Origin of the sequence: Cobetia sp. ICG0124 (assembly GCF_004006355.1) — a bacterium.
Taxonomy (GTDB): Bacteria; Pseudomonadota; Gammaproteobacteria; order Pseudomonadales; family Halomonadaceae; genus Cobetia; species Cobetia marina.
Genome location: NZ_CP024893.1, coordinates 1,745,370 through 1,759,881, shown reverse-complemented (window position 1 = coordinate 1,759,881; position 14,512 = coordinate 1,745,370). Strand labels below are relative to the sequence as shown.

13 protein-coding genes and 1 pseudogene are annotated in these 14,512 nt (G+C 61.3%); 6 read left to right on the top strand and 8 right to left on the bottom strand.

Annotation, left to right across the window (positions count from 1 at the left end):
• Positions 1-96: 96 nt before the first annotated feature.
• Positions 97-1,614 (bottom strand): ABC transporter substrate-binding protein, encoded by a 1,518-nt coding sequence (locus tag CU110_RS08130; protein WP_240665320.1) that lies wholly within the window; start codon positions 1,612-1,614, stop codon positions 97-99.
• A 124-nt stretch (positions 1,615-1,738) separates the two neighbouring features.
• Positions 1,739-2,368, bottom strand: a pseudogene (gene can, locus CU110_RS08125) (carbonate dehydratase); the annotation flags it as partial.
• Positions 2,369-2,455: 87 nt separating this feature from the next.
• On the opposite strand from can, the gene gorA reads away from it, so the two are divergent.
• The 4 genes from gorA (at position 2,456) to CU110_RS08105 (ending at position 9,071) form a co-directional block, all read left to right on the top strand.
• The gene (gorA, locus tag CU110_RS08120) at positions 2,456-3,844 is read left to right on the top strand and encodes a glutathione-disulfide reductase (protein ID WP_240499522.1); all 1,389 of its coding nucleotides are present in this window, start codon (positions 2,456-2,458) and stop codon (positions 3,842-3,844) included.
• A gap of 58 nt (positions 3,845-3,902) precedes the next feature.
• Positions 3,903-4,892 (top strand): TAXI family TRAP transporter solute-binding subunit, encoded by a 990-nt coding sequence (locus tag CU110_RS08115; protein WP_103751429.1) that lies wholly within the window; start codon positions 3,903-3,905, stop codon positions 4,890-4,892.
• Between the two features lie 193 nt (positions 4,893-5,085).
• A complete protein-coding gene (locus tag CU110_RS08110; protein ID WP_240665319.1) occupies positions 5,086-7,593 on the top strand; it encodes a TRAP transporter permease in 2,508 nt (835 codons plus the stop codon).
• Between the two features lie 77 nt (positions 7,594-7,670).
• Positions 7,671-9,071 (top strand): PhoH family protein, encoded by a 1,401-nt coding sequence (locus CU110_RS08105; protein ID WP_127735426.1) that lies wholly within the window; start codon positions 7,671-7,673, stop codon positions 9,069-9,071.
• 11 nt (positions 9,072-9,082) lie between these two features.
• Here CU110_RS08105 and CU110_RS08100 read toward each other — a convergent pair whose 3' ends face one another.
• On the bottom strand, positions 9,083-10,048 hold the full coding sequence (locus CU110_RS08100; protein ID WP_084208682.1) for a DNA-binding protein: 966 nt from the start codon (positions 10,046-10,048) through the stop codon (positions 9,083-9,085).
• On the opposite strand from CU110_RS08100, the gene CU110_RS08095 reads away from it, so the two are divergent.
• Both CU110_RS08095 and CU110_RS08090 read left to right on the top strand, forming a co-directional pair.
• Positions 10,047-11,399: a site-specific integrase gene (locus CU110_RS08095; protein ID WP_240665318.1), complete on the top strand. Its 1,353-nt coding sequence runs from the start codon at positions 10,047-10,049 to the stop codon at positions 11,397-11,399. The genes CU110_RS08100 and CU110_RS08095 overlap by 2 nt on opposite strands.
• Positions 11,326-11,694 (top strand): SufE family protein, encoded by a 369-nt coding sequence (locus CU110_RS08090; protein ID WP_240665317.1) that lies wholly within the window; start codon positions 11,326-11,328, stop codon positions 11,692-11,694. Before CU110_RS08095 ends, CU110_RS08090 begins: the two co-directional genes overlap by 74 nt.
• Here the strand turns inward: CU110_RS08090 and CU110_RS08085 are convergent.
• The 5 genes from CU110_RS08085 to CU110_RS08065 all read right to left on the bottom strand — a co-directional run bounded on the left by CU110_RS08085 (position 11,661) and on the right by CU110_RS08065 (position 14,478).
• Positions 11,661-12,401 (bottom strand): RES family NAD+ phosphorylase, encoded by a 741-nt coding sequence (locus CU110_RS08085; RefSeq protein ID WP_240665316.1) that lies wholly within the window; start codon positions 12,399-12,401, stop codon positions 11,661-11,663. The genes CU110_RS08090 and CU110_RS08085 overlap by 34 nt on opposite strands.
• The gene (locus tag CU110_RS08080) at positions 12,398-12,799 is read right to left on the bottom strand and encodes an MbcA/ParS/Xre antitoxin family protein (protein WP_084209711.1); all 402 of its coding nucleotides are present in this window, start codon (positions 12,797-12,799) and stop codon (positions 12,398-12,400) included. Before CU110_RS08080 ends, CU110_RS08085 begins: the two co-directional genes overlap by 4 nt.
• Positions 12,800-12,885: 86 nt before the next feature.
• The gene (gene yidD, locus CU110_RS08075) at positions 12,886-13,119 is read right to left on the bottom strand and encodes a membrane protein insertion efficiency factor YidD (protein WP_205694014.1); all 234 of its coding nucleotides are present in this window, start codon (positions 13,117-13,119) and stop codon (positions 12,886-12,888) included.
• A 34-nt stretch (positions 13,120-13,153) separates the two neighbouring features.
• The gene (hisI, locus tag CU110_RS08070) at positions 13,154-13,609 is read right to left on the bottom strand and encodes a phosphoribosyl-AMP cyclohydrolase (protein ID WP_084208680.1); all 456 of its coding nucleotides are present in this window, start codon (positions 13,607-13,609) and stop codon (positions 13,154-13,156) included.
• A gap of 44 nt (positions 13,610-13,653) precedes the next feature.
• Positions 13,654-14,478: a metal ABC transporter permease gene (locus CU110_RS08065; RefSeq protein WP_077376406.1), complete on the bottom strand. Its 825-nt coding sequence runs from the start codon at positions 14,476-14,478 to the stop codon at positions 13,654-13,656.
• Positions 14,479-14,512 lie beyond the last annotated feature (34 nt).

The window sequence follows — 14,512 nt, the reverse complement described above, 5'->3', positions numbered from 1 at the left end:
TGCCTGACTTGCCTGTCGCGAGGGGTGCGTGGCCAGGAACATGACACTGGACGATGCAAGACGGTTCAGTGCCTGTCACTCACTCACGGCGTGGGATCAGTCCTGGTCGATGACCAGATCACCCAGGTACGGGAAGTTCATCACGTTGAGGACCGGCTCGATGTTGACGCCATCACGCGCGCCCCAGGCAAGGTTCTGCCAGTGCAGCGGCACGAAGCCGGCATCGTCGTAGACGGCTTTCTCGGCAGCCTGCAACATCTTGGCGCGCTTCTCGGTGTCGGTCTCCAGGTTGGCCTCGGTGACCATCTTGTCGACGTCCGGGTTGCAGTAGTTGCCGGAATTGTACTGACCGACACCGCTGTCGGCATCCGGGCAGAAGGTCAGGAATTCGAAGAAGTTGGCGCTGTCTTCGGTATCCGAGTGCCAGCCGATCATCATCATGTCGGCCGCACGTGCATCATATTCCGGCCAGTACTGGGCCTTGGGCAGGGTCTTGAGATCTACCGTAATGTTGATCTTGGCCAGCATCGAGGCGACGGCCTGAGCGATCTTGGCGTCGTTCACATAGCGGTTGTTGGGCGCCATCATGCTGATCTCGAAGCCATCCTCGTAACCGGCTTCCTTCATCAGCTCCTTGGCCTTGGCCACGTCATAGCGCGGTGTCAGCTCAGGATTGTGGCCCTGATAGCCATCCGGCGACATCTGGGCGGCGGGGGTCGCGAAGCCCTTCATCAGCTTCTGGGCGATGCCTTCCTGATTGATGGCGTAGTTGACCGCCTGACGGACACGCTTGTCCTTGAAGGCTTCGACACGTTCCTGGTTCATCTGGAAGGTGATGATGCGGGTGCCGCCCATCTCGACCAGGTGCACGCCATCCTGCTTGCGGATGCGTTCCAGATCGGTCGGCGGTACCGGCGCGATGAAGTCCATGTCGCCGGAGAGCAGCGCCGCGACACGGGTGGCGTTTTCCTTGATCGGCGTCAGCACGATGTCGTCGACATTGCCCGGGGATTCGGTATCCCAGTAATCCTCGAAGCGTTCGAAGCTGATCTTCACGCCCTGCTGACGGTCAGTGACCTTGTAGGGGCCGGTACCGGACTCGTTGCGTGAGGCGAAGGTGTTGGCGGCCTTGGCGATCTCATCCTTGGCCTTGCCGTCTTCGGTCTCGCCGGAATAGAACTTGCTGTCCATCGGGAAGATGTAGGTCGCGGCATTCAGCACCAGCGGGAAGGGCTTGTCGGTTACCAGATCCACGGTGTAGTCATCCACTGCCTTGACGTCAGTGAACGGTGCGAAGATGGCCTTGAAGTCAGCACTCTTCTTGAGGCGCTCGATGGTCCAGACCACATCCTTGGCGGAGAAGTCATTGCCGGAATGGAACTTGACGCCTTCGCGCAGATGGAAGCGCATGGTGTTGTCATCGACACGCTCCCAGCTCTTGGCCAGACGGCCATCGAAGCCCAGGTCCTTGTTCCAGCGAATCAGCGGGTCATAGACCATGTGCGACAGCTGCAGAGTGCCGCCGGAGAGTTGCTCGTGGATATCGAGCGTGACCGGGTCTGCGTCGTAGGCCATGCGCAAGGTGACATCTTCGGCCAGGGCTGGTGTCGCCATGGCCAATGTCGCGCTGCCGATCAGCGCGCACAGGGTCTTCTTTTGGAAGAGGGACTGGAAGGCATTCTGACGGGTCATGAGCTTCCCTTTGCTTGTGATGTTTGGTTGTTCTTGTGGCAGGCGTCAGGCGATCAACCCGATAGAGGTTCGGCACCTGGGAGAGACCGCTGATGGTGCACTCCAGGTTGTTGACGCGACCATCCGAGAGGCCATAGACCCAACCATGGATCTGCAGATTCTGACCGCGCTCCCAGGCACGCTGGAGGATCTTGGTGCGCGCCAGGTTCTGTACCTGAGAACGCGCATTCAGCTCACACATGCGGTCGACCTGTTCGTCCAGCGGCAAGTCCTTGAGCTCGGCGTGATGCAGGTTGTAGAGCTCGCGCAGACTGTGCAGCCAGTAGTCCACCATGCCGTTGTCCCCGCCGGTGATGGCAGCGCGTACACCACCACAACCGTAATGGCCGACGATCATGATGTGCTCGACCTTGAGGACATCCACGGCGTACTGGATCACTGACAACGCATTCATGTCGTTGTAGTGAATCAGGTTGGCGACGTTGCGGTGAACGAAGACTTCACCCGGCGGGAGATCGATGATCTGGTTGGCGGGGACGCGTGAGTCGGAACAGCCGATCCACAGATAGTCCGGATTCTGCTGGTCGGAGAGTCGCTTGAAGAAGTCAGGATCACGCTCGGTCATGGACTCGGCCCAGACCTTGTTCTGCTCCAACAGCTTTTCAATATTGCTCATGGCGAGGGGACCACTTATCAGGATGACGGGGCAGGGGAAGATGCATGACTCCTGATACCATGTGGCCAATTCATCAAGGAGATTCCCGTGTCCGATCAGACCCAACAGCCTGTGACAGGCCAGTTTGACTTCGACCTGTTCGTCATTGGCGCCGGTTCCGGCGGTGTGCGTGCAGCGCGTACTGCCGCAGCCACCGGTGCACGCGTTGCCGTCGCGGAAGATCGCTATCTCGGCGGCACCTGCGTCAACGTGGGTTGCGTGCCGAAGAAGCTCTACTCCTATGCGGCTCACTACCATGATTCCTTCAAGGACAGCGCAGGTTTCGGTTGGAACATCGGCGAGGCTCCCCGGTTTGACTGGGCCACTCTGCGAGATCGCAAGACCGCCGAGATCACGCGCCTGAACGGCATCTACCGCAACATGCTCAACAACTCCGGCACCACGCTGATCGACGGCCGTGCCACGATCGCCGATGCCAACACCGTCGAAGTCAACGGCAAGCGCTATACCGCCGCGAAGATTCTGGTGGCCACCGGTGGCTGGCCTTTCCTGCCGGACTTCCCGGGCCGTGAGCATGCGCTGGACTCCAACCGCATCTTCGATCTCGAGCAGTTCCCCAAGCGCTTCTTCGTCATTGGCGGCGGCTACATCGCCGTCGAGTTCGCCAGCATCTTCAATGGCCTGGGAGCCGAGGCGCATCTGAGCTATCGCGGCGAGCTGTTCCTGCGGGGCTTTGACGATGAAGTGCGTGCCTTCACGCGTGACGAGATGGTCAAGAAGGGCGTCAACCTGCACTTCAACACCACCGTGCAGTCCATCGACAAGCAGGGCGATGTCTATCAGGTCAGCCTCAGCGATGGCCAGGTGCTGGAAGTCGACTGCATTCTCGCCGCGACCGGTCGCAAGCCGAACATCGATGGTCTCGGGCTCGAGAATGTCGATGTCGAGCTGAATGCCGACGGTACCGTGCGCGTCAATGAGCGCTTCGAGACCACCACGCCTTCCATCCTGGCACTCGGTGACATCACCGGCGGGCCGGAACTCACGCCGGTTGCGCTGGAAGAGGCCATGCATCTGGTTCGCGCACACTTCGGTGATGGCGTGGTCGGTGGCCTGGATTACGACACCATCGCGACGGCGGTGTTCTGTCACCCCAACATCGGCACCGTCGGCCTCAGCGAGGAAGCGGCGCGCGAGAAGTTCGACAGCATCCGTGTCTACACCGCCGATTTCCGCCCGATGAAGCACACGCTGTCCGGCAGTGACGAGCGCAGTCTGATGAAGCTGATCGTCGATGATGCAACCGACAAGGTCGTCGGCGTCCACATGGTGGGGGATGAGGCAGGCGAGATCATGCAGGGCATCGGCATTGCCGTACGTGCTGGCTTGACCAAGACCGACTTCGACCTGACGGTCGGTATCCACCCGACCGCTGCCGAAGAATTCGTGACCATGCGCAGCGTGACCCGCACTTGACGCCCCACGGGATGCAAGACGGCAACACCAATAACAAGCCAGCAAAGGGAGTTTCAAGATGACCATGATCAAGAAGTCGTTGACAGCGGCGGTCGCGACCGCAGGTCTTGGCCTGATGGGGATCTCCGGTGGCGCCAGCGCCGCGGAGCAGACCTTCGTGACCATCGGCACCGGCGGTGTCACCGGCGTCTACTATCCGGCCGGTGGTGCCATCTGCCGCCTCGTGAATCGTGGCAAGGCGGAACACGGCATTCGTTGCAGCGTCGAGTCCACGGGTGGTTCAGGCTACAACCTGAACAGCATTCGTACCGGTGAGCTGGACATGGGCGTCGCTCAGTCAGATGCCCACTACAACGCCTATGAAGGCGAGGGTGACTTCGCGGACTTCGGCCCCAACAAGGAACTGCGCTCCCTGTTCTCCCTGCACCCGGAACCGTTCACCGTCGTTGCCCGCAAGGACAGTGGCGTGACCGAGTTCGATCAGCTGGAAGGCAAGCGCATGAACATCGGCAACCCGGGTTCCGGTCAGCGCTCCACCATCGACACCCTGCTGTCTTCCCAGGACAAGGACACCAGCGTCTACTCGGTGGCATCCGAGCTCAAGGCTTCTGAGATGTCCTCCGCGCTGTGCGACAACAAGATCGACGGCTACGTCTATGTCGTGGGTCACCCGTCCGGTTCCATCAAGGAAGCCACCACCACCTGTGACGCGACTCTGGTCAACGTCACCGGCGACGCGGTCACCAAGCTGGTCGACGAGAAGCCGTACTTCTCGGTCGCCACCATCCCGGGCGGCATGTATCGCGGTAACGACGACGACGTCACCACCTTCGGGGTGCGCGCCACCATCGTGTCCAGCACCGAAGTGGAAGATCGTGTCGCCTACGAGGTGGTCAAGGCCGTGTTCGACAACTTCGATCAGTTCCAGCGTCTGCACCCGGCCTTCCAGGTGCTGAACAAGGAAGAGATGGTCAGTGCATCGCTGACAGCTCCGCTGCACGATGGCGCCAAGCAGTACTACAAGGAAGCGGGCCTGCTGAGCGAGTGATGCGGTTGACTCGCTTCGTCCTGATTCAGCCAATTAATGGAAACATCCGTCAGGCCGGACATACTGAAGATGTAACCTGCTTGATAAGCATGTGGCTGTGCAGATCGGATCATAAAAAATGACCAAAACTCAATCTTCACCGCCGTCCTCTGCGCCTGGCGCCGAGACGGATCATGATGCAGAAGTGCAGAAGATGCTCGAATCGGAGGTCGGCGGGCGTCATCCGGAAGGCTTCGTGGGGCGCCATTTCATGTGGTTGATCCCGCTTGCCTGGTCTCTTTTCCAGCTCTATCACGCCTCGCCCTTGTCGCTGCTGAACTCCGACACCGCGCGAGCCGTCCATCTCTGCTTCGCCATCTCGCTGGCGTTCGTGGCCTATCCCGCTTACAAGGGCGCGCCCGCCAATCGTATTCCTCTGTATGACTGGGCGTTGGCGATATTCGCCGTGGCAGGCGTGGCCTACGTGCTCATCTTCAGTGACGAACTGGCGCGACGAGCGGGTGCCTATACCACGACGGACCTCGTGTTCTCGGGCATCGGCCTCCTGTTGCTGCTGGAGGCGACCCGTCGCGCGCTCGGGCCGCCGCTTGCGGTCGTCGCCACCGTCTTCCTGCTCTACAGTCTGTTTGGCGCCTACATGCCCGATGTCATCGCGCATGCCGGGGCCAGTCTCAACAAGCTTCTCGGGCATCAGTGGCTGACCACGGAAGGGGTCTTCGGTGTCGCGCTGGGTGTCTCCACCGACTTCGTCTTCCTGTTCGTGCTGTTCGGCGCCTTGCTTGAACGCGCCGGTGCCGGCAACTACTTCATCCGCATGGCCTTCTCGATGCTCGGTCACATGCGTGGCGGACCAGCCAAGGCTGCCGTGGTGGCGTCTGGCCTGTCGGGGATCATTTCCGGCTCTTCCATCGCCAACGTCGTGACCACCGGGACCTTCACCATCCCGTTGATGAAGAAGGTCGGCTTCCCTGGCACCAAGGCAGGCGCCGTCGAGGTGGCAGCCTCCACCAACGGCCAGCTGACACCTCCGATCATGGGCGCTGCCGCCTTCCTGATGGTGGAATATGTCGGCATCCCCTATCTGGATGTCATCAAGCATGCCTTGTTGCCTGCACTGATCTCCTATATCGCGCTGATCTACATCGTGCACCTGGAAGCGTGCAAGGCCGGCATGGAAGGCCTCAAGCGGACGCACAAGACCAGCCTGATGGCTTCGATGCTGACCTTCCTGACCGTCTTCATCGGCATGGGCGTGCTCACGCTGGTGGTCTATTACGGTATCGGCTGGATCAAGGGTCTGGCGGGTGATGGTGCGGTCTATATCGTGCTGCCGCTGCTGCTGGCGTCCTATGTCGGCCTGATCGCCTATTCCGCCTGCTTCCCTCCGCTGGAGGAAGGGGACATCGATGAATTGCCGCCGGTGGGCCCGACGGTCAAGGTCGGTCTCTATTTCCTGCTGCCGGTCGTGGTGCTGGTATGGTGTCTGACCGTCGAGCGCATGTCGCCGGGGCTTTCCGCCTTCTGGGCGGTGCTGTTCATGATCTTCATCACCGTGACCCAACGCCCATTGGTCGCGATCTTCCGCAAGGAAGGCAACCTGGGGGGGGCAACCCAGCGTGGCGGTGAGGACCTGTTCCATGGTCTGGTCATCGGTGCCAAGAACATGATCGGGATCGGTGTCGCCACGGCGGCGGCCGGTATCGTGGTCGGTACCGTGACTCTGACCGGGCTCGGGCTCAAGATGACGGCATTCGTCGAGTTCATCTCGGCAGGCAACCTGATGCTGATCCTGATCTTCACTGCCGTGATCAGTCTGATTCTGGGCATGGGGCTTCCCACCACGGCCAACTACATCGTGGTCTCCACGCTGATGGCGCCGGTCATCGTCAATCTGGGCGCCGAGAACGGCCTGATCGTGCCGCTGATCGCCGTGCACCTGTTCGTGTTCTACTTCGGGATACTGGCAGATGACACGCCACCGGTGGGTCTGGCCGCCTTCGCGGCGGCGGCCATCGCCAAGTCAGACCCGATCAAGACCGGTATCCAGGGCTTCACCTATGACATCCGCACCGCGATCCTGCCCTTCATGTTCATCTTCAACACCAACCTGTTGCTGATGAACATCGATAGCTACTGGCATCTGGCGATCACCATCGCCTCGGCGGTCGCGGCGATGCTGGTCTTCGCGGCGGCCACGCAAGGTTATTGGCTGACGCGTACCCGCTGGTACGAGACCATCGGTCTTCTGCTGATCACCTTCACGTTGTTCCGTCCGGGCTATTGGTGGGACATGGTCTATCCGCCAGTCATCATGGCGGCTCCGCAGCAGATCGAGACCCTGATGGAGGAGGCACCGGTCGACAGCAAGCTGCCGATTCATGTGTCAGGCATCAATCTGGATGGCGATGAGGTCTCCAAGACCGTGCTGCTGCCGGTGTCGGATGCCGACAGTGGCGAAGCGCGCCTGAGCGATGTCGGTCTGACGCTGGATATCAGCGACAAGCAGGTGCTGGTCAGCATGGTGGAATACGGTAGCGTGGCACAGCAGGCCGGTATCGATTTCGATTTCACCATCGATGGCATCCAGCAGACCGCTGAACGTCCGCCGAAGGAAATCGCGATGCTGCCAGCCATCGTGCTGTTGTGGTTGATCGGCTGGTTGCAGGTGCGCCGTCGCCGTCGCGAAAGCGTCACTGCCTGATGCTTCGGTTGAAACATCCTCGACATATTCAGCGTGATAGCTTCAAAGGGCACACCCCAACGGAAGGCATGTCGCCAATGGTAAGAGTCGAGAAGCAGTCCCGTCGTCTGTACGTCCTCGATACCAACGTGCTGATACACGACCCCTCCGCCATCTTCCAGTTTGACGAGCACGATGTCGTCATTCCGATGACGGTGCTGGAGGAGCTGGACAAGCACAAGAATGGCCACAAGGAAATTGCCCACACTGCTCGCCAGATCAGTCGCACCCTGTCTGATCTCACCGCCGACATCACACTACAGGAGATTCTGCGCGGTATTCCACTGCCGGGCTCGTTGAATGGCGCCGGCAATCTTCATTTTCTCTCCGGTAGCATCGATCAGAGCGAGGCAAGCGCCGACAACCGCATTCTTGCCGAGACACGCAGTCTCGCGGCGCGCAGTCAGGATGCATCCGTCATCCTGGTGACCAAGGACATCAATCTGCGCATCAAGGCAGCGGCACTGGGTATGGCCGTCGAGGACTATCTGACGGATCGCGCCTTCAGTGACAGCGATGCCATGATCGAGGGCGTGAAGCTCTATCACGAGGCTGGGCCTGACGGTCAGGGCGTATGGGATGACCTGCAGGTGGATGTCACCGTCAGTCGCGAGAATCATCGCACCTTCTACACCCTCGCCGGCCAGATGCCCAAGGACTGGTATCCGGGAATGTTGATCGCGGATTGTGATCGTGTGGCCAGCTTCGAGGCCATCGTGCGCGAGCTGGACAATGATCACGCCTGCCTTGAGGTATTGCAGGATTTCCGCAACGAGCGTAGCGCCTGGGGCGTCAATGCCCATGACAGTCGCCAGAATTTCGCGCTCAATCTGTTGATGGATGAGAGCGTCGACATGGTCTCGATTGCCGGGAGTGCCGGGACAGGCAAGACCTACATGACCCTGGCGGCGGCATTTGAGCAGACTCTGGAGAAGAAACGCTTCGAACGTATCATCTTCACGCGCGCGCCGATCGCCATGGGGGAAGAGATCGGCTTTCTCCCCGGGACCGAGGAAGAGAAGATGTCGCCGTGGATGGGCGCCTTCCACGACAACATGGACAATCTGCTGCGCAAGGAAGGCGAGGGCACCAGCGCGTGGAACGAGGAGGCCACCCGTGCCTGGATTGGCAACCGTGTCCAGATTCGCTCGCCGTCCTTCATGCGGGGGCGAACCCTCAGCGACACCTTCCTGATCATCGATGAGGCCCAGAACCTGACACCGAAACAATTGAAAGGGCTGTTGACCCGGGCTGGTGCCAACACCAAGGTCGTGCTGCTGGGCAATGTCGGGCAGATCGATACGCCCTATCTGACGGCCAATACCTGTGGTCTCGCGGTGGCAGTGCAACGCTTCGCCAATTGGCCGCATGCCGGTCACGTCACGCTCAAGTGTGTCGAGCGTTCGCGTCTGGCACTGGTGGCGGAAGAACTGCTGTAGATTTCTCGACATCAACACACAAAGGGAGGAAGCGGCGCGAAGGCCAGGCGCTCCTTGAGCAACTTGTTTTCATGCGTGATCTGGCTCAGCTGTGCCTCCAGACGAGATTGTTCCGCCATGGACTGCTCCAGCTGAGAGCGCAGATCCTTTAGCTCCACATCGCGCTGCTGTCGTAGCGTGGTTTCCTCGAAGCGACGACGTTCCTCTTCCTGAAGCAACTTCCGCTGCTCCGCCGTCTGGGCATCCAGGCGTTCCACGCGCTTCTCGAGCTGCTCGTGGCGGCGGCGATGCTGCTTGTCCAGCTCCTGCTTCTCCAGGCGCGCATCATCGAGCAGCTTCATCAGGCGCGTCTCACTGGCCTCGTGACGAGACTCTTCCTGCGCCAGGCGCTCCTTGAATTCGCTTTCCTGTTGCTGCACCAGCTGCTGATGGCGCTCATGGTCATGCTCGCGTGTCCGCTCGAGTGCGGTGACATCTTCCTGGGCAAGCGTCAGGCGCTTCTCGAGCTTCTCCTGCAATTGCTGCCATTGTTCGCGCTCACTGGTCAAGGTCGCCAGTGTCTGCACGCGCTCCTCGAGACGCGCCTGTACTCCCGCCAGTTGCTCCGTGAGTGCACTGAGCCGCTGCTCCGCATCCTCTGCGCGCCGCTGTGACTGTGCCTCGGCCTCACGGGCTGCCTCGGCCTGGCGGTCAGCTTCCTGCCGATAGTGCGCCAGGCTCTCGTTGGCCAGAGACTGGGCTTCACTCCATACCGTGGCCAGTGTCTCCGTCAGACTATCCGGCATCGCCTGGGTCAGAGGCTCATCACGTTTCTCGGCGCGACGTTGGCGCCATTCGCGCAGATGATCGCTGATGGTGGTGAAGCTGCCGGTCCCCAGCACTTCCCGAATCTTCTGCACGCTGGGCGCTTCACCACGTGCCATCAAGGATTCTATCGCTCGTTGTACATCCTCGTACTGGACGCCAATGCGCGCCATGGGAATCTCCGTCCGTATTCTGAAGTTGATGCCACTCATCAAGGCGCAGACGGACATTGAGGCCGTGGCGGCGTGGCTCAATGAATATCGCCACAGCCCGCAGACCCTGCGCGCCTATCGCAAGGAAGCAGAGCGTCTGCTTCTGTGGCTAAGGGCGGAAGGTGAGCAGGGGAGAGGCGCCGCCCTGGCAAGTCTGGATCGTGAGCGGCTCGAGCACTTCGAGGCCTTTCTGGCCAATCCTCAGCCAGCGGAGGTCTGGGTTGGCAGTGTGCGTGCCCGCAGGCACCCCGAGTGGCGACCCTTTCGCGGGCCGCTGGCTCCGGCCAGCCGCCGGCAGAGTCTGGTGATCCTGCAGGGGCTTTATGCCTGGTTGATCGAGGCCGGCTATCTGGCGCGCAATCCTTTCCGGCTGATGCGCGACAAGCGGCGCATGGACAATCGCACGCTGCGCATCGAGCGCTATCTGGAGCGTCCGCTATGGGATTGGTTGTGGGGGCGTATCGAGGCGCGCTGTGATGCGGTGCGTTGTCACGTACCGACAGCCGGCAGCGCCTCTCTCGAGCGCGAGGTGTCGCGGGAGCGATTCATCGCGGAGCGCCAGCGGTTTCTGTTCGCGTTTGCCTACCTGATGGCGCCGCGTATCGCCGAGATGGCCGCCGCGATAATGGGGGATATCATCAAGCGGGAAGGACAGTGGTGGTGGCGAGTGATAGGCAAGGGCGCCAAGCTGGCCGAGATCCCGCTGCCGCCCCCGATGCTCGAGGCCCTGGTGCGCTGGCGACGCCTGCGTGGACTGAGTGACTTGCCGCAGGCACTGCCCGCTGATGAGTCACTGCCCCTGCTCGCGCGGTTGGATGGCACGACCCCTCTGGGCGACAATCAGCTCTACCGGTTGATCAAGCAGACGTTTACCCAGGCCGCCCACGACATGCGCCAGCGAACGGAGCGCCCCGGCGACGCCAGCGAGCTGATGGCACGCACGCTCGACCAGGCAAGCCCGCACTGGCTGCGTCACACCGCCATTACCCATCAGGCACAGGCCGGGGTAGAGCTGCGTTTCCTGTCTCGCTCCGCCAGACACTCACGGCTGGATACCACCTCTCGCTACCTGCATGCCGAAGACGGCGAGTGGCAGCAGCAGATGGCAAGGCACTCGCTGGCGACGACGACAGCATATTTTCAGACACTCTTCAGTGACATCATCGGGAGTCAGCATGAGCGACGCGCAACAAGCGCAGGCGGAACTGGTCGAGGAATTCAGCTTCTTCGACAATTGGATGGACCGCTATCAGTACATCATCGACATGGGCAAGGCGCTGCCGGAATACCCGGAAGAGTTGAAGGGGCCTGAGACCAAGATCGACGGCTGCCAGTCCAACGTCTGGATTCATCCTGACGTACGTGGTGAAGGCAGCGAGCAGCGTCTGCACTTCCAGGCCACCTCGGATGCGGCCATCGTGGCAGGCCTGATCGCCGTGGTGCTGCGCATCTACAACGACCGGACGCCGCAGGAAATCGTCGCCACTCAGCCGACCTTCCTCGCTGAGCTTGGCCTCGACAAGCACCTGTCGCCGACACGCTCCAATGGTCTGCATGCAATGCTCAAGCGCATCTACGGTGTTGCCGAGCTGCACGCCAACGCCTGACGGTGCTCCTTGACCTCCAGCACATGCGTCATGGCCTGTTGCTGACCATCCCAGACGTAGCGCAGGTGGGGGCCCTGAATGGGGATGCTGACCGCCGGTGGACGCAGGATGGCCGCGCATTCGGCATCGGGCTCAACCTTGGCATGGCGGACGCTGGGGTAGAGCAGACCATGGCTGCCGGTATCTCTCATCTTTGCCGCGAAAGCCTGGCCGGCCGGGTAGCTGGCCGTGTCCGGCTGGCATAGCTCGGCGTATCCCTGGCGAATGTCGTGCAAGGGTTGCGTCACGCGATTGACGTAACTGCGCATCGTCATTTCCTGGCTGGGTTGCGCGGTATCGGCCAGAAAGCGTGCCATGTGAAAGCGGGTTTCGCTGATGGCGGTGTCCAGGCTACTGGCGCAGTAGTAGACACCGAAGCTGCCATCGGTGAAACGTGATGCGCGGCCGATGTGCGTGAAGGCCGCCATCACCGGTGTGGAGCCCGGCCCGCTGATGCGATCCTCGGGTGCGACACGGTTCAGCTCGCCGGCCTCCTCGCGCAGACGATCATTGGTCAGCGCCTCGATGGCAAACGCCATCTCCAGCTCATCAGGCTCGAGAATATCCTCGAACACCGAGATGGGCGGGAAGGCGCTGGAGATGACGCGCCAGGCGTTCTGCCAGTCCGGCAGTGTCAGGGCAGGTTGGGGCAGGGCGCTCATGCTCATCCACGCACTCCGTCGAGATAACGACGGGTGTCGGCCAGTGACACCACCTGCCCGGCCAGCATGTAGTCGAGCGCGCTCTGTCCATTGAAGGGAGCGGCACGATTGGGGCGGCGCACCCATTCATGGGCCATTTCAGGCGTGTTGCTGAACAGGATGCGCAACGCCTTGTGAATCCCCATCACGTAGGAGATACGCTCCAGGGTGTCATTGGGCAGGCGGACTTCCGGCAGCTTGCGGTACTTGTGATAGGTGGTGGTGCCGATGCCGCCGAGCAGCACGCGTTGATCGGCAGCGCTGCATTGCCATTTCTCCATGATGTTGAAGAAAGACTTGAGGGCAACGCGACCCGCGCTGGGGCTGGTCGGGGACACACGATCGATGGCGGTTGCGGTGGGCATGGTGCTCTCCTGCTGACTGACGATGGCATCGCACATGACGCCTTTCACATGTGAAGTATATCACGACTTCACTTCACATGCGTAAATCAGCTCGCAGGATCCTTGCGTGGCGGCACGGGGTCCACTCCTCCGGGGCCACCGAGGGGATGGCAGCGTGACAGGCGTCTGGCTGTCAGCCAGCACCCCTTGAGCGGCCCATGCACCTTGATGGCCTCGAGGCCATAACTGGAGCAGCTGGGATAGAAGCGACAACGCGGCCCCAGCAGCGGGCTGAGCACCAGCTGATAGCCGCGCAGCAGGCCGGTGAGCAGGCGCGTCATGCCAGCCGTCATAGCGCGCGACAGCGAGCCGCGATCAGGCGTTGCCATACAGCGTGTCGGGATCAATGATCGGTGCATCGGTGATCTCTGCGCCTTCGGCGTCAAGGCGCCAGTAGAAGCAGCTCTTGCGTCCGGTATGGCAGGCAGGGCCGGTCTGATCGACCTTGACCAGCAGGGTGTCACCGTCGCAGTCAAGGTGGGTGCTGACCAGATGCTGCTGCTGACCGGAGCTTTCGCCCTTGCGCCACAGCTTGCTGCGCGAGCGCGAGAAGTAGCACACGCGTCCCGTGGTCAGCGTCTCGCGCAACGCCTCGGCATTCATCCACGCCATCATCAGTATCTCGCCGCTGTCATGCTGCTGGGCGATGGCAGGAATCAACCCGTCGCCATTCCACGGCAGGGCAGCCATCAGGGTGTCCAGCGCGACCTTTTCGCCGACCTGTGCATTTTCCAGCGACTTGAGCAGTCCATCCTGTGCCATTGAATCCATATCCTTGCAGAAGCTGTATCGAAGTCAGTGTAACAAGCCGCGACTCAGCGGCGCAGACCGCCACGGGCGCTACGCCAGATCAGCGAGACCAGATAGGCGATCCCCGCCACCAGTACGATGGTGGCACCGGCAGGCAGATCGAACTGCCAGGAAAGCGCCAGACCACCGGTGGTGAAGGCCATGGCCGCCAGACTCGCGATCACGATCATCATGCCCAGTGAGCGCGCATGATGGCCGGCCAGCGCGGCTGGCAGTGACAGCAATGCCAGCACCATGATCAGCCCGACGGCCTGCAGCAACAGCACCACGGTAATGGCGACCAGCACCAGCAACAGCAGATAGAGCGTCTTGACCGGCACTCCTCGCAGGCGAGCGAACTCTTCATCGAAGATCACGGCCGTCAGTGGACGGTGCACGACCAGCAGCACCAGTGCCAGCCCACCCACCATCCAGGCCAGGGTGCCGATGGCGTCCGCGGGCACCAGCAGCAGATTGCCGAACAGATAGCTCATCAGATCGACCTTGTAGCCCGGTGTCTGACTGATGAAGAGGATGCCGGTGGCCATGCCGATGGCCCACAGCGCACCGATGACGGTGTCTTCCTGGTCAAACCCCTTGAGGCTGATATAGCCGATCAGCAATGCCGCGAGGATGGCACTGATGAACGCACCGACGAGCGGGCTGGCCCCCATGAAGTAGGCGATCCCCATGCCGGCAAGCACCGTGTGGGCGATGCCGCCTGCCAGATAGCCGATGCGGCGTACCACGACATAGGGGCCGACCAGGCCCGCCGCGAGGCTTGCCAACAGGCCGGCGAAGAGGGCGTTCTGAAGAAAGTCCTGGCTGCCCAGGGCGGTGATGAAATTCATGTGTTGTAAGCCTAGAGCGCGGGGCAGGCGCCGT